Annotated in this window: 13 protein-coding genes; 3 read left to right on the forward strand and 10 right to left on the reverse strand. The window is 52.2% G+C overall.

The window, feature by feature from the left end; all coding sequences use genetic code 11:
- Positions 1 to 43: 43 nt before the first annotated feature.
- The 3 genes from ssnA to mocA all read right to left on the reverse strand — a co-directional run bounded on the left by ssnA (position 44) and on the right by mocA (position 5,375).
- Positions 44 to 1,372: a putative aminohydrolase SsnA gene (gene ssnA, locus VSR74_RS12045; RefSeq protein WP_347794958.1), complete on the reverse strand. Its 1,329-nt coding sequence runs from the start codon at positions 1,370 to 1,372 to the stop codon at positions 44 to 46.
- Between the two features lie 2 nt (positions 1,373 to 1,374).
- Entirely contained in the window at positions 1,375 to 4,473 is a 3,099-nt protein-coding gene (ygfK, locus tag VSR74_RS12050; RefSeq protein ID WP_347794959.1) for a putative selenate reductase subunit YgfK, read from the reverse strand.
- 335 nt (positions 4,474 to 4,808) lie between these two features.
- Positions 4,809 to 5,375 (reverse strand): molybdenum cofactor cytidylyltransferase, encoded by a 567-nt coding sequence (gene mocA / locus VSR74_RS12055; RefSeq protein WP_347794960.1) that lies wholly within the window; start codon positions 5,373 to 5,375, stop codon positions 4,809 to 4,811.
- A 33-nt stretch (positions 5,376 to 5,408) separates the two neighbouring features.
- Here mocA and yqeC point away from each other — a divergent pair, with 33 nt between their 5' ends.
- Together yqeC and yqeB are read left to right on the forward strand one after the other, a co-directional pair.
- Positions 5,409 to 6,179 (forward strand): selenium cofactor biosynthesis protein YqeC, encoded by a 771-nt coding sequence (gene yqeC, locus VSR74_RS12060; protein WP_347794961.1) that lies wholly within the window; start codon positions 5,409 to 5,411, stop codon positions 6,177 to 6,179.
- Between the two features lie 48 nt (positions 6,180 to 6,227).
- A complete protein-coding gene (gene yqeB / locus VSR74_RS12065) occupies positions 6,228 to 7,853 on the forward strand; it encodes a selenium-dependent molybdenum cofactor biosynthesis protein YqeB (RefSeq protein WP_347794962.1) in 1,626 nt (541 codons plus the stop codon).
- A 53-nt stretch (positions 7,854 to 7,906) separates the two neighbouring features.
- Here yqeB and arcC read toward each other — a convergent pair whose 3' ends face one another.
- The 5 genes from arcC to ygeW all read right to left on the reverse strand — a co-directional run bounded on the left by arcC (position 7,907) and on the right by ygeW (position 14,030).
- A complete protein-coding gene (arcC, locus tag VSR74_RS12070; RefSeq protein WP_347794963.1) occupies positions 7,907 to 8,839 on the reverse strand; it encodes a carbamate kinase in 933 nt (310 codons plus the stop codon).
- A gap of 32 nt (positions 8,840 to 8,871) precedes the next feature.
- Positions 8,872 to 10,257, reverse strand: coding sequence for a dihydropyrimidinase (gene hydA / locus VSR74_RS12075; protein ID WP_347794964.1), 1,386 nt, complete (start codon positions 10,255 to 10,257; stop codon positions 8,872 to 8,874).
- Positions 10,258 to 10,310: 53 nt separating this feature from the next.
- Entirely contained in the window at positions 10,311 to 11,522 is a 1,212-nt protein-coding gene (locus VSR74_RS12080; RefSeq protein WP_347794965.1) for a YgeY family selenium metabolism-linked hydrolase, read from the reverse strand.
- A gap of 59 nt (positions 11,523 to 11,581) precedes the next feature.
- A complete protein-coding gene (gene dpaL, locus VSR74_RS12085) occupies positions 11,582 to 12,778 on the reverse strand; it encodes a diaminopropionate ammonia-lyase (RefSeq protein WP_347794966.1) in 1,197 nt (398 codons plus the stop codon).
- 64 nt (positions 12,779 to 12,842) lie between these two features.
- On the reverse strand, positions 12,843 to 14,030 hold the full coding sequence (ygeW, locus tag VSR74_RS12090) for a knotted carbamoyltransferase YgeW (RefSeq protein WP_347794967.1): 1,188 nt from the start codon (positions 14,028 to 14,030) through the stop codon (positions 12,843 to 12,845).
- 480 nt (positions 14,031 to 14,510) lie between these two features.
- Between ygeW and VSR74_RS12095 the strand changes: the two genes are divergently transcribed.
- Positions 14,511 to 16,289 carry a sigma-54-dependent Fis family transcriptional regulator gene (locus VSR74_RS12095; RefSeq protein WP_347794968.1) on the forward strand — a complete coding sequence of 593 codons (1,779 nt, stop codon included), beginning with the start codon at positions 14,511 to 14,513 and terminating at the stop codon, positions 16,287 to 16,289.
- Positions 16,290 to 16,332: 43 nt separating this feature from the next.
- Here VSR74_RS12095 and xdhC read toward each other — a convergent pair whose 3' ends face one another.
- Together xdhC and xdhB are read right to left on the reverse strand one after the other, a co-directional pair.
- Entirely contained in the window at positions 16,333 to 16,812 is a 480-nt protein-coding gene (gene xdhC, locus VSR74_RS12100) for a xanthine dehydrogenase iron sulfur-binding subunit XdhC (RefSeq protein WP_347794969.1), read from the reverse strand.
- Positions 16,809 to 17,687: a xanthine dehydrogenase FAD-binding subunit XdhB gene (xdhB, locus tag VSR74_RS12105; protein ID WP_347794970.1), complete on the reverse strand. Its 879-nt coding sequence runs from the start codon at positions 17,685 to 17,687 to the stop codon at positions 16,809 to 16,811. The genes xdhC and xdhB overlap by 4 nt, the downstream gene beginning before the upstream one ends.

A 17,687-nucleotide genomic window follows, 5' to 3' on the forward strand; every position in this document is an offset into this window, starting at 1 on the left:
TTCTGCCTCGTGATTCCCTCTCCGTTTCTGGAGAGGGTATGAGTTATGCCAGTGAATCCATCCGTCGCCACATATTAGCTGCCGCTTTTCTCGCTTCGCGGTAGATAGCGTCACAATCGAAGGTAAACTGCCGATCTTCGTAGATCATGACGCCATTAACGATCACGCTGTGTACGCTGTTCGACCCGAGCCCAAAGGCAATGTGCCCGGGGATATTGTCTGCCAGCAATGGCGTGGGGGAGTTGTAGTCGCAGACAGTCAGGTCGGCCTTATAACCGGCCGCAATCTGACCAAAGCGCGCGCCAAAGTTGCGATTGAGCAGTTCGTTACCGTTGGCCAGCGCTTTAGCGAAGCTGTCAGGCCACAGTGGGCCACCAGCATCACGATGTTTAAAGAAGGCGAATTTCATTTCCTCAAACATGTCTGAACCAATGCCATCGGTGCCCAGCGCCAGGTTGCGAATGTTGCTCAGGTAAGGGTTGTAACCCACATGGTTGTTCATGTTTGAACGGGCGTTATGCACCAGGAACGCGTCTTGTTGATTGAGCAACACGATGTCGTCGGGTGATAAATAAAGACCGTGGGCAATCAGCGTCTTATGGCCGATAAGGTCATATTCCGCGAGCCTTGCCAGTAAGTCTTTGCCATAGTGATGGTGGCTGTGGGAGACATCATAACGGTCTTCCGCCGCATGGATGTGAACCCCACGGCCTGTGGTTTGCACGGCTTCCCGCAGCATTTCCAGGCCAGCATCCGGTACGGTAAAGGGCGCGTGTGCGCCAATATGCGCTTCGACCAGATAGGGTTCTGTGCCACTTTGACGTGCGCTATCGATCTGGCGCGCAAAGCGAATGTTCTCCTCCACGCCGTCCTGCAGCTCTTTGAGGCCGCCGTTACGATCGGTGGTTTCAAAACACGTCATACCGCGCAGCCCAACTTTCAGAAAAGCGTTACGCAGCGTGCTCAGCGAGCCGGTGATGTAGGATGGTGAAGCGTGATGGTCGATCACCGCCGTACAACCGCTTTTAATCGCTTCAATAGAGCAGATTAACCCGCTGTAGTAGAGCGACTCTTCATCCAGCGCGCGATCCAGACGCCACCACAGATTTTTCAGCGTGGAGATAAAATCAGGGCAGGGGGCAATGTTCGCCATAATGCCGCGCGACAGTCCTGAGTAAAAATGGTTGTGAGCACAGACAATACCCGGCATCACAATACGCCCATGCATCTCTTTCCAGCGCGCTTGCGGGTAGCGTTGTGTTAATGCATCGCCCACCTCGACAATGACGTCGTTATCAATTGCGATATCGACACCTTCCTGTACTTTTGCCGGAAATAACTGCACAGCGGTGACATTCTTCAGAATCAACATGGTTATACCTCCACCCGTCCAAGCAGATAGTGATGATGCTGGTGGACGTGGCTGATAATGCGGCACATCTCATCCAGTTCCGGCGGCACATGGGTAAACTCGCCTGAGTGGCTTATGGTCAGCGTCCAGCACTGGCCATTAAGACGAACGCGCACGTTTTCGCCTTCGACCAGGAATCCCGGATTGCGACTGTTTTCAAAGTCCTGAAGGAGGCTAAACACGGTGACTTTGTCCTGATAAGGTTTCCCCTGCCATGGACAGAACTGGGCGCAGTTACCGCATTCGTTGCAATAGGCATCCAGATGCAGCGTCTGGAAACGATCGTGGAAACCGGGGATGGGCAGTGACACATTGGCGCGGTTAGGGCAGACATCCACGCATTTACTGCAAACATAATTACATTCGAGGCAGCGTGAGGCTTCCTGCGTCACAAAGGCGTCACGGTCATCTTTATCGACCAGTGAAATAGCGATATCGCCTTTGCGTCGGTAAATATCGGCAGGATTGACGTTATTCCAGTGTTTGTCGTGGTGATGTGAATGGATATTTTCACGTTTCAGAATGGCGTCAGTGGCCCGACGAGCCGTCCCGATAGCGGAGACTATCGATGATGGGCCGCGCTGGACATCGCCAATCATGAAGACATTCGCCGTGCGGGTTTCGCCGATATCATTGACGTCAGGCCAGCCGTTTTCATCCAGCGCGACGCCCATCGCACTAAGCGCATCGGTATCCTGTTGCTCGCCGATAGCGGTTATCAGGCTATCAACGTGCAGCTTAACCACCTCGCTGGTTTCGACAGGGCGACGACGCCCTTTCGCATCGGCTTCGCCAAGCGTCATCACCCGCAGGGTTAAGGTTCCGTCTTTATCGAATTGCTCAGGGTTAGTCAGGAAGCGAAATTCTACGCCGTCGTGCAACGCTTCTTCATACTCTTCCCGCCAGGCAGGCATTTCCTGCAGGGAACGGCGGTACACCACCGTTGCTTTTTCAACGCCTGGTACGCGAAGGGCTGCGCGCGCGCAGTCCATCGCGGTATTGCCTGCGCCAACGATGGCGACATGTTTACCCAACTGGAGCGGTTTACCCTGGTTGTATTCGCGCAGGAACGGCAGAGATTTCCAGACGTTAGGGTTGTCACCGTGCAGCTTCACGCCGCTATTTTTATCCGTACCGGTGGCAATCAGTACATAGTGATAACCCTGCTTTTGCAGGTGAGCGACATTTAAACGCGGGTCGCATCCATATTCAAATTTCACGCCGTGACTGGCAACAAACTCGATATCGTGTTCGATAAGTTCGCCCGGAATACGGAACTGGGGAATGATGTTTTTCACCACGCCGCCGGCGTTGGCTTCCCGTTCAAAGAGCGTGACGGGATGCCCGGCGCGCGCCAGGAAATAACCCGCTGCCAGGCCAGCCGGGCCTGCGCCAATTACAGCGACAGGATGGCGGGAACCCGACCCCGCGGGTTTGTGCCAACGCTGTTTGTACTCGTCCCAGCCTTTTTCCAGGGCGACTTTTTTCAGCTCACGGATGTTGAGGGCGCTATCGTAATCCAGACGCGTACAGTTGTACTGGCATTGATGATCGCAGATGTGGCCTGTGATGGCGGGCAGGGCATTACGCTGATAAATCAGCTCCAGCGCATCGGCGTAACGCTGTTCACCTAACAGGCGAATATACTCAGGGATATCCTGCTTAATAGCGCAGGCCGTGACGCAGGGGGCAACATAGCAGTCGGTTAGCGGTAGCCCCTCCGCGACGTTAATTCTCTCTTCCGGCTTCCAGTGTTTTTGCGTGTATTCCATGGTGACGGCGTCTTCGGCAAGCCGGTTGAGTTTTGCTACATCAACGTGCGCCATTTGCCAGGCGTTGGAGGTTTCCAGTTCACGCATGCAGGCACTCAGACGCAAATAGCCGCCGGGTTTTAGTAGATCCGTTGCCATGGTGATAGGGCGAATGCCGGTATCGAAAATATCGCGGATATTCATCTGGCTGGCGCCGCCGGAGTAAGAAATAGGCAATTGACCATCAAAGGCGCGAGAAAGCACCGCGGCGACGTTAATAGAGAGAGGGAATAATGCGCGACCAGACATGTACATCTCGTCACCAGGCAGCGCACCTTTATTGTTAATGGTTCCCAGGGTATTGGTGAGTTTTACCCCAAAGCCCAGCGATTTTTCTTTTGCCAGTTGCATCAAGCGCGTGAGCATTGCCAGCGCCTGATCAAGCTTAAGATCGTGGTCAAAAGATTCTTCCTTCAGCCCGATATAGCTAAATCCGCAGCCATCGAGGATTTCGCGGACGCGGGCAAAGCCCAGCAGTGTCGGATTGAGTTTTACAAACGTATTCAGCGCTTTCTCTTCCAGCATATAGCGGCAGATAGCTTCGATTTCGTGCGGCGGGCAACCGTGCATGGTTGAGAGCGTGACACCATGAACCATGGCGCCAGGAATGCGGGCCGGTAACGCCCGAAGTGTTTCTCTGCGCGACAAGAGGTGATGGCGAGCGAGGAAGGCATCATCCTGCAGCCACTTGTTCAGCGTATCGCGATACTGGGCAAATTTGGGGTGCGCGGACGCATCCATCATATTGTCGATAAACTGCTGCATTGGCGGTTGTTTAATGCCGTCAAGGTTATAGCCAACGCTCATGTTAAAGATGAAGGATTTGCCCTCTTCCGGAGGCAGTAATACTTTTTCCAGCAGGTGGAGAATAAACCAGGCTTTAAGGTATTCATCCCAGGCTTTTAGCAGGGTGAACTCAGTTGACCATTCGGTGTTAAAGCACTCGTCCTCAGCATCTATACAGGGTTTTTCCAGTTCGAGGCGGTCGAGAATTTGTACCGTTTTGAGTTCAATAAAGCGGCCGCCCGTCAGCCATGAGGTCACGATGTTTTGTGCGAGTTGAGTATGTGGGCCAGCGGCAGGGCCAACAGGCGTGGCGCAGGTTTCACCGAATACGTTGACTGACTTTTCCTCGGCGGGTTTGTAGAACTGTTGTTCAGGAATGCCAAAGATAGAGCGTTGTTGCTGGTATTCCTCAAATATGCGCGTCAAAAGTTCCTCAAACGGAACGGGACGCATAATATCCCCCATGACCCTCTCCTTAATTTATTACAGGTATTATTCAATAACCGACATGGACTGCGCCGGCGGTTTAGGGGGATACAGCAACAATCACACCACTCTTGCGTTAGGGCGGTATAAAAATAAAGTTTTGTGAGGAGCTTCTAAAGTTTATACCGCTTTGTGAAACGTCTCACAGTGGGTAAGTGAGAATTAAAATCAATCCGCGAGACATATCATTGCCGGGTTTATCGAACACGGCTTTGTTTCTCAAAAATAGTGAGCAATTATCATTATGATAATATTTTTTGCGAATGAAGTTGTATTGACTGAGAAATTCTTTCTGAACGCGTCTGTATTTGACGTTACATTTTCGAAATGCGCTTGAAATCATCAGGCGTATCAATATCAAGAATGATGCTGGCATCGTCCAGCGCGACAGAATAATGGATACCTGTTAGTAATGCCTGGCGCATGCTGGCCGCATGGGACTGCGATACCGCCTGCATCAGGCAACTTTTAGACAGCAAAATTGGGTGGCCAGGTATTCCTTTGAAGTGTGGGAGTAGCGCGCCGTTACGCTTTAGGTTCCAGATATCATTGAATATTTTTTTGTTGAGGCAGGGCATGTCGCCATGGGTGATAAAACAGTATTCGCTTTCTACGACCGGAGCCGCAACCTTGATGGAACTGAACAAGCCCTGAGCGTAATCCGGGTTATGGACAATAACGATATCTTTATGATTAGCATAACGTGAATGAAGTTCGTTAGCCCGATAACCAGTGACCAGAATAATTCGACTGCAAAACTGCAATGCGTTTTTGATACTCGTATCAAGTATCGTTCCTTCCCGCCAGGGTAACATCATTTTCCATTGTCCCATCCGCGAGGAAAGACCTGCGGCAGTCATTATACAATCAATTTTCGGCATAATTTCCGTTGTCTCAGGTGGCTGGTCATTATCATGGATAATATAACAGAAGATATTTCGCCGAATAGTGATGTCGGTGGGCTGCATAAGCCGCTGGTCATTTCTGTTGTTGGCGCGGGAGGGAAAACCAGCACGATTTTCTGGCTGGCAAATTTATTCAGAGCAGGTGGCAGAAGGGTGTTAATCACCACCACCACAAATATGTTTTTGCCCGACGTCTCATATCCTCGCCTGTTTTGCCGTGAGCCAGGCGCATTACCCCCTCATATATTGATGCAACCTATACAGGCTTGTTTTGCTTCATGGAAGGCGGTTGAGGGCAAAGTTCGCGGATTTTCATCAGTTGCTATCGATCGCCTGGCGACCCGGCCCGAGTGCGACATTATTTTGGTCGAAGCTGACGGCGCTCACGGTTTACCACTCAAAGCGCCAGATGTGCATGAACCTTGCATACCTCAGAGTAGTCGTTGCGTGATTGCGGTCATGGGCGGGCAGATGCTGGGGCAGAAAACCGGGCCGGAACATGTTCATCGTTGGCCTCTGTTTACCAAAATCACAGGGCTGAAGGCGGATGAGCCTCTGTCGGTCAACGATCTCATTCGGTTGATTCAACATCCGGAGGGAGCATTTAAAGGTGCGCCGGAAGGTTGTCGGCGAATCTGGCTCATTAATCGTTTTTCTCAGTTTGATATTACCCTGATCCAACCGCAACTGCTCCAGCCGTTACGACAGGGGGATATCGATGTGATTTGGTTGGGGGCGGTTCAGGAGACCCTTCCGATTACACATAGATTCGTAAGATAGCTGCGCCGGTTACTCGGCGTGATGAAAGGAATATCTATTGAGGTTCTTATGAATATTTTCACGGAAGCCGCAAGGCTTGAGGAAGAGAATCGCCCCTTTGCCATAGCGCAAATTATTGATAGCCGTGGCTCTACGCCTCGCCATTCTGCTCAGATGCTGATACGGCCCGATGGCACGATCGCGGGAACGATTGGAGGGGGAATGGTTGAGCGTAAAGTAATTGAAGAATCATTGCTTGCGCTCGAAGAACGAAAACCGCGGCTGTTTCATGGAAGAATGGCGCGTAATGGCTCTGATGCGGTGGGGTCGGACTGCGGGGGGGCGATGTCCGTATTTATCAGCGTCCATGGATTACGCCCCCGGCTGGTATTAATTGGCGCGGGTCATGTGAATCAGGCCATAGCAAAGAATGCGGCATTGTTGGGCTTCGATATCGCCGTCGCGGATATTTATCGCGATAGCCTGAAAGCCGATGCTTTTCCTCCTGCAACACAGTTGCTTCACGCAGACACGTTTGCCCAGGCGGTGGATGCGCTGGCGATCCGGCCGGATAACTTTGTCTTAATCGCAACCAATAATCAGGATCGGGAAGCCCTTGATAAACTGGTTGAGCAGCCTGTGGCATGGCTCGGGCTGTTGGCCAGTCGGCGCAAGGTGCAGGTGTTTTTACGCGAGCTGCGTGGAAAAGGCGTGAGCGAAGCGAGCATTCGCCGCCTTCATGCGCCGGTCGGGTATGACATTGGCGCTGAAACGCCGGAAGAGATCGCGATTAGCGTTCTGGCCGAGATCCTGCAGATTAAAAACCGCGCGCCTGGCGGGCTGATGATGGCCGCCGATCATCCTTCCCGGCATCAACGGGTGGTGATCCGCGGCGCCGGCGATATTGCCAGTGGCGTGGCGCTACGCCTGTTCCATGCTGGTTTTAAAGTATTTATGGTTGAGGTGGAACAACCCACGGTGATTCGCCGCAGTGTGGCTTTTGCTCAGGCGATGTTTGATGGTGAAATGTGCGTTGAAGGCGTTACTGCCCGTCGGGCGGCAGATGTTGCGGAGGCCATAGCGCTTTCTGAGCGCGGCATTATTCCGCTACTTGCTGATCCGCATTGTGCTCTGCTCGAACAACTGAAACCCGGCTGTGTGGTCGACGCTATTCTGGCAAAGCAAAACTTAGGCACGCACATGGATATGGCTGCGGTGACGATTGCTCTGGGGCCAGGTTTTTATGCGGGTAAAGATTGCCACGCCGTTGTCGAAACGAATCGCGGCCACTGGTTAGGCCAGGTGATTTATTCCGGTTGCGCGCAAGAAAACACCGGCGTTCCGGGGAATATTATGGGACACACTTCGCTTCGCGTGATTCGTGCTCCGGTCGCTGGCGTGTTTCGCGCAGCGGTTAAACTGGGCGATTTAGTTGCGCAGGGGGACGTGATTGCCTGGGTGGGAGAAAGCGAAATCAAAGCGCCATTGGCAGGAATGGTGCGCGGATTACTCAGCGACGGTTTAACGGTAGTGAGTGGTTTTAAAATTGGCGATATCGATCCCAGGGGTGAAAACGCCGACTTTACCAGCGTTTCCGATAAGGCCAGAGCCATCGGCGGCGGCGTTCTGGAGGCGCTGATGATGTTAATGCATCAGGGCGTAAAATCGACTCGCGATGTGCTGGAAGTTGCATAAAAAGAGAGCGGGAAGGTGTGTGACACCTTCCCGCTCTTGATGAAGAATAGCTATTACTGACAAATAATCGTACCCGTTTTACCTTCAATTCCTTCTTTCGCTTTACTCAGAACCGTAATCAGCGCCTCGCGTCCGGCACGTGAACGGGCAAAAGATGCGGCTGCTTCAACCTTCGGCAGCATGGAGCCTTTGGCAAAGTGCCCCTCATCAATGAAGCGTTGCGCGTCAGCCAGGGAGAGGCGATCGAGCCATTGCTCATTTGGCTTACCAAAGTTGATTGCGACTTTTTCGACGGCGGTCAAAATGATCAGCATATCGGCATCGATCATTTCGGCAAGTCGAGAGCTCGCCCAGTCTTTATCAATCACGGCGCTGGCACCGCGTAAATGGTGCCCTTCGCGAATAACCGGGATACCGCCGCCACCTGCGGTGATGACGATTTGACCCGCTTCCATCAGCGTCTGGACAGTCTCTTTCTCAATAATATCGACAGGTTTCGGTGAGGCAACGACACGGCGATAGCCACGGCCCGCATCCTCTTTCAGGATGTATCCTTGTTTCTCCAGTTGCTGCGCTTCTTCCTGGCTGAAGAAAGAGCCAATGGGTTTGGTCGGATTCTGGAATGCTGGATCGTGCGCATCCACTTCCACCTGAGTGACCAGCGTCACGACGGGCTTATTGATACCGCGGGATAACAACTCTTCGCGCAGCGCATTTTGCAGGTCGTATCCGATATAGCCCTGGCTTAATGCCACACAAACTGACATCGGTAACATCGGCGTGTGGGCCTCGGTTTTGGCGGCGGCTTCGAAGGCCAGGTTGATCATACCAACCTGAGGGCCATTACCATGCGTGACGACCACCTGATGACCCTGGGCAATCAAATCAACAATAGCCTGCGCCGTGATTTTGACCGCCTGCATTTGCCCGGCGAGATCCTCACCCAGCGCATTCCCGCCAAGTGCGAGAACAATTTTCTTACTCATTTTTCCTCACTCATTTCTGCGAATGTTGTTTGCTAAAAAGTTGGGTGGGCGAAAGGTTTTCGCCTCAGGAAACGACCGCGACCGGCCTTGCCGGAAAATACGCCGTCGCTGTAGAGCGTTTCTCCACGCGATAAGGTTCTGACGATTGCGCCGGAACAGCGGGTGCCTTCCCACGGTGAGTAGTCACAGTTGTCGTGAAGATCGGTATGACGAATCACCGTCGTTTGACGAGGATCGATAATCACCACATCGCCATCTGCACCGGGTGCGAGTATCCCTTTCTGCGGCCACAGCCCAAAGAGTTTTGCGGGTGTGGCACTGGTCAGCGCGACAAAGCGCTCAGGCGAAATGCGCCCGCTCATTACGCCGGTTGAGAATAAAAGCAGCAGACGATTCTCCACCCCCGGCAAGCCATTTGGACAACGGCTGAAGTCACCGGAAGAGAGTTGTTGGCGTTGCGTCATGGGGAAAGTGCAATGGTCGGTGGCAACAGTATCAATCGCCCCATCGCTGATGCCGCACCACAATTTATCCTGCTCACGGGCATTACGCAGCGGTGGGCTCAGGATATATTTCAGAGCGTCTTCCGCTTCATAACAGCGTTCATCCAGCAGCAGATATTGCGGACAGGTTTCAACCCATACTGGCTGGCGGCGCTCCCGGGCCAGACGAGCATAATCGAGCCCCAGGCCATTGGATAAATGAACGATATAGAGCGGCGCATTACCTGCCAACTGGGCAAGATTAATCATGCGGGCAATGGCTTCCGCTTCGCATTCCAGCGGACGGCTCAGGGCGTGGTAACGCGGAGCGGTTAACCCTGCGGCCTGAAACTCAGCGCGCTTTCTGGCGATCGCCGCATCATTTTCCGGGTGGACGGTAGCGAGTGCGCCTGAATCATGCAGACGCCGCAGCACCTGAAGGGCTTCGTCATCATTCACTTTGTACTGATAGGTTAAATAGAATTTAAAACTGCTGATCCCCTCTTCGACCATGGCGGGAATTTCGTCGAGAATAGCGGGGTTAACATGCTGAATAACACCATGGAAACTGTAATCGATAACGGCTTTATGGGCGGCATATCCGTGGTAAACCTCAAGCTGGTGCCTGAGGCGACAGCCAGCCGGGCCGAATCCCATATGATCTATGATGGTTGTTGTACCACCACACGCCGCGGCGCGGGTGCCGGTAAAAAAATCATCACAGCTACGTGCGATACCAACGTTGATATTGAAATGAGTATGTACATCAATGCCTCCCGGCATCACATAACATCCTTGTGCATCAATGACTTCACAGGGCAATGGCGGCGTTATGTTGTCGGCGATTTGACGAACAATACCGCTTTCAATGAGTAAGTCCTGTTTTGCCTGCCCATCGGCATTCACCAGGATTCCATTTTTTATCAGCACGCGCATAACAAGCTCCGGACACCCTCCGGCGAACCGGAGGGATAACGAGAAAGTAATGATTACTCTGTTGCCAGCCAGCTTAGCGGGATGGCCGCGTACATTGCCGCGCAGGTGACCAGGTGTGATTTCCAGGTTTTTTCGTTTGGCGCGTGCGCTTCTGGTTCTTTGCCTGGGCCAAAGCCGATGACCGGGATACCGTGGCGACCCATAATGGACACTCCGTTGGTGGAAAACGTCCATTTATCAACGACAGGCGCTTTGCCAAAGAGCCCTTCATAGGCATTAACCAGCGCTTTGACGGTAAAGTGGTCTTCTTCGACTTTCCAGGTTGGGAAGTAGCATTCGGTGGGGTAAACCAGGCTAGTCCAGGATGGACGGTCGTAGCTGTACATGGACACCACCGCATTCGCTTTCTGTACGGCTGGCAGAGCGCGGATTTCATCCAGCGCGCCTTCCCAGGTTTCGCCCCAGGTCAGTCGACGGTCAATAGAGACCGCGCAACTGTCAGCAACGGCACAGCGGCTTGGCGACGTGAAGAAAATTTCAGACACGGTCAGGGTGCCTTTGCCGAGAAACTCGTCATAGCCCAGGCGCTGGGAAAGATCCTGCAATTCGCTCAGAATCGGGCCCATTTTGAAAATGGCGTTATCGCCGCGCTCTGGTGCTGAGCCGTGACAGCTCACCCCCTGAACATCAATGCGAATTTCCATGCGACCGCGCTGACCACGGTAAACCTGGCAGTCGGTAGGTTCAGTACTGACGACAAATTCCGGGCGAATGCCTGATTGTTCAATGATGTACTGCCAGCAGAGACCGTCGCAATCCTCTTCTTGCACGGTACCCGTGACCAGCAGGGTGTACTCATCTTCCAGGCCAAGATCTTTGATAATCTTGCCGGCGTACACCATCGACGCCATTCCTCCCTCCTGATCGGAGGTTCCACGGCCGCCAATCAGTTCGTCGGTTTCCATTCCTTTGTAGGGGTCAAATTCCCAGTTTTTGATGTTACCAATACCGACCGTATCGATGTGGGCATCCATGGCGACCAGGCGCGGGCCATGACCGATGTAACCGAGAATATTCCCCATCGGGTCAATCTCGATTTTATCGAAGCCGACTTTCTCCATCTCCTGCTTAATACGATGCACGACGCGCTTTTCATCGCAGCTTTCGCTGGGAATAGCCACCATGTCGCGCAGGAACCGCGTCATATCGTCTTTATAGTCGTTTGCTTTTGCCAGAATCAGCTTAAATGGAATGTGCTTAGCCATATTTATTCTCCAGTATTCATGTTCCGTATGAGCTACGAAATCTCTAATTTGTCAGCAAGTTATTGTGCTACCGGATGTTTGCCTTCCCAGACGACTTCACGGTAGTGTTTAACATCCGTGTCGCCTTCGGTACTGATAACCAGCACCACGGCGTTCTTATCGAGCGCCAGCGTTTTCATCAGGTCTTCACGTTGTGGGTGATGATGTACTGCGGCCAGAACGCCTAAACCTACCGCGCCGGACTCGCCGGAAATGACGCGGGGATCGTCACCGAGGGGATTGCCGAGAACGCGCATCCCCAGGGCAGCGACGCTGTCCTGACAGGAGATAAATTGTTTGGCGCAGTTACGCAGGATTTCCCAGCCCAGTGGATTAGGCTCTCCGCAGGCAAGGCCTGCCATGATGGTTGCCATGTCGCCGCCAACGTTGACGATGTCGCCTTTCACGCCAGAGCGGTAAATGCAGTCAGCCTTGTCGGGCTCAACGATGATGCTGTGCAGATTTTGCGGGCCATAGACGTCAACCAGATAACCCAGAACCCCGCCAGCCATCGCCCCGACGCCCGCCTGCAGCAGTACGTGTGTTGGTTTGATGCCCAGCGCGGACATTTGTTCGACGGCTTCATCGGCAAGGGTGGCGTAGCCTTGCATAATCCAGGTTGGAATTTTGGTGTAGCCTTCCCAGGCGGTATCCTGAACCACTTCCCAGCCATGTTGCTGAGCGTGTTGCATCGTCAAACGCACGGTATCGTCGTAGTTCATGTCGGTGACGATACATTCAGCGCCGAGATTAAGAATGGCGTCGACACGTTCCTGAGCCGACCCCTTAGGCATATAGATGACCGCATGTTGACCCAACTGCTGAGCCGCCCATGCGACACCGCGTCCGTGATTGCCGTCGGTTGTCGTGGCGAATGTCATCTTTTCGCCAATGCTGTTTTTTAACTGCTCAAACGACAGCGTGGCGATATCGAGGTGGTATTTCTCGCACAGCAGTCTGGCGATAGCGTAAGCGCCGCCGAGCATTTTGAATGCGTTCAGACCAAATCGTTTGGATTCATCTTTAACGAGGATTTTCTTTACGCCGAGCAGCGCGGCAAGGTTATCCAGCGCGCAAAGCGGCGTGGGGTGATACCCCGCGATTTGTTGGTGGAACTGTCGAGCGGTTTTGGCCTGCTGTTGTGAAAACAGTGGCGACGTTTCACCGTTGTAAAAATGGTTATCTGCGATATCAATCTTTAATGAAAAAACGGACATAATCGATCCTTAACCGTCATGGTCTCCGCAAATGGAGGGCCGACCAACCGGTCGGCCGGGTGAGTTATTTGACGCGTTTTTCTGCTTCTTTCAGCAACTGCTCCAGCAATGCGCCAGGCTTTGCGTATTTGCGTGAGAGGATCATCGCGGCAATGATGTAAGGCTTCCAACTGGCTTCTTTGTAGGTTGCGATGCGATATTTTTCGAAGACCGCTTCGGTGACTTCACCTTCTTTACAGGAGACGCCACTGATATCGGCTGGCAGGCAGTGCATATAGAGTGCTTCGCCGCCGCGTGTGAGCTTCATCATCTCTTCGGTGCAGTGCCAGTCTTTATGGTTGGCGTTTTGCGCCAGGCACTGCTTTTCGAGCTCTTTCAGGCCGGCATGATCGTCAGCGCGCAGCAATTCAGTGCGTTTTTCCATGACTTTGTAAGGCGCCCAGGATTTTGGATAGACGATATCCGCATCTTTAAAGGCTTCTTCCATGCTGGTTACCTGGCGGAAGCTGCCACCTGATGCATTCGCATTATTTTTCGCGACTTCGATAACGTCCGGGATCAGGTCATATCCTTCCGGGTGCGCCAGAGTGACGTCCATACCAAAACGGGTCATCAGGCCGATAATGCCCTGAGGTACGGAGAGCGGCTTGCCGTAGCTGGGGGAATAGGCCCAGGTCATCGCGATTTTTTTGCCTTTGAGATTTTCCAGGGAACCGAAGTGCTCCCGCAGCCAGGCAAGGTCAGCCATTGATTGGGTTGGGTGGTCGATATCGCATTGCAGGTTAACCAGCGCCGGACGTTGTGGCAGGACGCCCTGCTTGTAGCCATCGTCCAGGGCTGCGCCGACTTCGCGCATGTAGGCGTTACCCGCCCCAAGGTACATATCGTCGCGAATACCAATTGCATCCGCGCAGAAGGAGATCATGTTCGCGGTTTCGCGCACGGTTTCACCGTGAGCGATCTGGGATTTACCTTCGTCAAGATCTTGCTGAGCCAGGCCCAACAGATTGAGCGCTGAAGCGTAGGAGAAGCGGGTGCGGGTGGAGTTATCACGGAATACGGAGATGCCTAAACCGCTATTGAAGACGTTGGTTGAAATATTTTCGGCACGCAGTTTTTTCAATGCGGCGGCAACATCCAGTACTTGTTTCAGTTCATCCGGCGTCTGTTCCCACGTTAACAAAAAATCTTTCTCGTGAAGATGGGAGGTCAGAGAATTGATGTCATTTATCAGCTCATTAACAGTTTTCATTGTAAAGTCCCGGTAGTGGAATGACAGGCTGGTGGATCGTTTTGCTGTGAACGTATATTCATCAGGAAGGAGATATCACCGTCATGCCTGGAACTAACAATAAGTGTGCCAGCTTTGGATATATTCGCGAGACGATATGTTTTGTGCGATTGGAATGTGATGTATTTCACATAACCCTGGCATAAATTGAATGCGAAAATAGAACTGAACGGGTTTTGGCGGAGTGAATCCTGCGTACATGAGGGGGGTAATAACGTCAGCGTAAGCAAATTAAGCCGGATTTCGTCAATATGATAAATTAGTGCCGTTTATTCTCATATTGATATGGAAATGTGACACTTCTTCCATAATTTCATTATAAAGTGATAAACATCCCCTCTTTCCATCAAAGCAAACCAGCCCTGGTTTAGTATCATCGTATTTCCATCATCGCCTTTATCTTCACTGCTCAATCGCCTCACAAAATTGAAAGGTAAGTTTATGGTTATCGCAGATGTTCCCTCCGTTTTGATGCAGATTCAGCCCACGATCCAACGTTTTGCCAGGATGCTGGCCAGCGTGTTGCAGCTTGAAGTTGAAATAGTCGATGAAAACTTGTGCCGGGTGGCGGGCACCGGTGCCTATGGCCGATATCTTGGGCGTCAGCAGGGCAGCAGTTCCCGCTTATTGCGCTATGTACTGGAGTCTAAACAAGAAAAAATCGTGACGCATAGCCGGTTTGATCCCCTCTGCGAAGGCTGCGAGAGCAAAGAGAGCTGCCGCGAGAAGGCCTTTCTGGGAACGCCCGTGATCTTACAGGATCGCTGCGTTGGCGTGATAAGCTTGATAGCCGTGACGCACGAGCAACAGGAACATATCAACGATAACTTGCAGGCGTTTTCTGATTACGTCCGCCACATCTCGACTATTTTTGTTTCGAAGTTGCTGGAAGACCAAAAAAGCAGCGGCAGTATCAGTAAAATATTTTCGACGATGATCGAAAATATGGATCAGGGTGTTCTGGTTATTGACGAAGATAATCGCATACAGTTCGCCAATAATACGGCGCTGAAAATTCTTGGTGTTGTGCAAAACAATATGATTGGGAAATCAATTCGTTTTCGTCCATTAACCTTTGAAAGTAATTTCACCCATGGGCATATGCAACACATCATTAGTTGGGATGATAAAAGTGAAATTATTATAGGCCAGTTGCATAGTGTGCAGGAACGGCAACTTTTCTTAATGGCTTTCCATCAGTCACATACCAGTTCCACGATAACCCCAGGCGGCGATGATCCGCATATTGAGCAACTGGTGGGGGAATGTCGGGTAATGCGTCAATTGAAGCGGCTGATCGGCCGCATTGCGCCAAGTCCCTCCAGCGTTCTTATTGTCGGAGAGAGCGGAACCGGTAAGGAAGTGGTCGCCAGGGCGATTCACAAATTAAGTGAACGCCAAAACAAACCTTTCATTGCTATTAACTGCGCCGCTATTCCCGAACAGTTGCTGGAAAGCGAACTGTTTGGCTATGTGAAGGGCGCATTTACAGGGGCGTCGGTGAACGGCAAGGTGGGGCTGATCCAGGCGGCAAACAACGGAACACTTTTTCTTGATGAAATTGGTGATATGCCGCTGATGCTTCAGGCCAAGCTATTACGGGCAATCGAAGCAAGGGAGATTTTACCGATTGGCGCCAGCAGCCCGGTTCCGGTTGATATTCGCATTATTTCCGCCACGCACCAGAACCTGAATCAGTTTATCAGTGAAGGAAAGTTCCGTGAGGATCTCTATTACCGGTTAAACGTTATTCCTCTGACTCTTCCCCCGCTACGAGAGCGCCAGGACGACATTGAGCTACTGGTTCATTACTTCCTGCACCTGCATACGCGCCGTCTTGGGTTGGTATACCCCGGCATTTCACCGGAGGTGGTTGCCGTTCTTAAACGTCATCGCTGGCCGGGAAATTTGCGTGAGTTAAGCAATCTCATGGAGTATCTGGTCAATGTCGTGCCATCCGGTGAGGTGATTGACAGTGTTCTTTTGCCGCCGAATCTGGTGAGTAATAACAAAGAGTCCGAGCGCGTGAATATTGTCAGCAGCTTCGGGTTGTCTTCAGTAGAGGATACCAGCGGTACTGCGCTTGAAGAGATGGAAAAACAGATGATTCGCGAGGCGCTCTCGCGTCATAGCAGTAAAAAACAGGTGGCAGATGAATTAGGTATTGGCATCGCCACGCTTTATCGCAAAATAAAAAAATATGAATTATTAAGTGCGTGAGTGTTAGCCAATCCGGCCTGAAATCAGGCCGGATTCGCAGGGTTTATTTTTGCTTTTCGCACGCTTTCACGGTATTAACAATCATCTGATAACCGGTACAACGGCATAAATTTCCCGCCAGCCCACGACGAATTTCTGTGATAGTGAAAGGGCGTTCGCGCGGTTTTGCCAGTAATGCAGTCGTTGCCATAATAAGCCCCGGTGTGCAAAACCCGCACTGTACTGCGCCGGAATGGACATAAGCCTGTTGAACTGCTGACAGTTGGCCATTTTTGGATTCCCCTTCCACCGTGCGGATCTCCTTGCCTGATGCCCAGCAGGCAAGATACAGACAACTGTCGATGGGGGTTCCGTCGACGAGTACCGTGCAGGCGCCGCATTCCCCCACACAGCATCCCTGCTTCACGCTGAGTAACCCTTGCTCGCGCAGCAGTTCAGATAACGGCATGCCTGGCGGCACACTCAGTTGAAAAGGCATCCCGTTGATTTGACAGTTAATATGAATAGTATCGTTCTGATTCATTGCAGTTCTCCCCCGGCCGCAGCGATGGCCTCGCCCACGACTTTTCTGGTCATCGTTTGGATGAGATGTAAACGGAACGCTTTGTTCGCTCGCCAGGAGGATCGCGGGTTCACGTCTTGCAACACGGCTTCGCCGATCGCATCCAGCGTCAGAGCGGACACTGGCGCATGATATGCCGCGAGTTCCGCTTGAGGGCAGCGAATGGGGGTGGGCGCCGCGACGCCGAACGCCAGTCGCAGTTCTTCGATATAGCCATTATTCAACTGGCAGTAGGCGGCGCAGCCGATAGTGGATATATCCATCGCTTCGCGCATGGCGTACTTGTAATGGGCGCTGCCCACATTTTTTTCAGGCGGCAATGGCAGGAGAAAAGCAGTAACAATTTCATTATGTTGCAGTGACACCGTTCCCGGGCCGGTGTGAAAGCCATTCATCGAAGCAAAGCGCACGCCTGTTGGCGACTGGATTTCCAGTACTGCGTTATAGATTAAGGTGGGTGTGGCAGAGTCAGCGCTGGTTGCGCCATTACAAATATTGCCGCCATAGGTCGCCACATTGCGGATCTGCGGCCCTGCGATGGAGGCCGCGGCAGCGCATAATGCCGGAAAATGTTTCTTCGTCAGAGGGCTATCGATAATTTCGCTGAACGTAGTGGCGGAGCCAATACGCAGTTGGTTATCCTCTGCCAGGGCGATCCCGCGCAGTTGCGGGAGGTCATGAATATCGACGATATGGCGATAACGTGCGTTATGGTGATGAAGCTGAATCAGGACATCAGTGCCTCCCGCCAGCAATTTAGCGTCGGGATTTGCTGACAGCATGCTTAATGCCTCTGTCATTGTCGTCGCACGGTGATAAGTAGCGATATCAAACAT

Origin of the sequence: Pseudocitrobacter cyperus (genome assembly GCF_039889165.1) — a bacterium.
GTDB lineage: Bacteria > Pseudomonadota > Gammaproteobacteria > Enterobacterales > Enterobacteriaceae > Pseudocitrobacter > Pseudocitrobacter cyperus.

Bases quoted from the DNA above. Each gene is read 5' to 3' on its own strand.
- ygeW (WP_347794967.1), bottom strand. From the start codon at position 14,030: ATGAAAACTGTTAATGAGCTGATAAATGACATCAATTCTCTGACCTCC.
- ssnA (WP_347794958.1), bottom strand. From the start codon at position 1,372: ATGTTGATTCTGAAGAATGTCACCGCTGTGCAGTTATTTCCGGCAAAA.
- ygfK (WP_347794959.1), bottom strand. From the start codon at position 4,473: ATGGGGGATATTATGCGTCCCGTTCCGTTTGAGGAACTTTTGACGCGC.
- xdhC (WP_347794969.1), bottom strand. From the start codon at position 16,812: ATGAATCAGAACGATACTATTCATATTAACTGTCAAATCAACGGGATG.
- xdhB (WP_347794970.1), bottom strand. From the start codon at position 17,687: ATGTTTGATATCGCTACTTATCACCGTGCGACGACAATGACAGAGGCA.
- VSR74_RS12095 (WP_347794968.1), top strand. From the start codon at position 14,511: ATGGTTATCGCAGATGTTCCCTCCGTTTTGATGCAGATTCAGCCCACG.
- dpaL (WP_347794966.1), bottom strand. From the start codon at position 12,778: ATGTCCGTTTTTTCATTAAAGATTGATATCGCAGATAACCATTTTTAC.
- hydA (WP_347794964.1), bottom strand. From the start codon at position 10,257: ATGCGCGTGCTGATAAAAAATGGAATCCTGGTGAATGCCGATGGGCAG.
- VSR74_RS12080 (WP_347794965.1), bottom strand. From the start codon at position 11,522: ATGGCTAAGCACATTCCATTTAAGCTGATTCTGGCAAAAGCAAACGAC.
- arcC (WP_347794963.1), bottom strand. From the start codon at position 8,839: ATGAGTAAGAAAATTGTTCTCGCACTTGGCGGGAATGCGCTGGGTGAG.
- yqeC (WP_347794961.1), top strand. From the start codon at position 5,409: ATGGATAATATAACAGAAGATATTTCGCCGAATAGTGATGTCGGTGGG.
- yqeB (WP_347794962.1), top strand. From the start codon at position 6,228: ATGAATATTTTCACGGAAGCCGCAAGGCTTGAGGAAGAGAATCGCCCC.
- mocA (WP_347794960.1), bottom strand. From the start codon at position 5,375: ATGCCGAAAATTGATTGTATAATGACTGCCGCAGGTCTTTCCTCGCGG.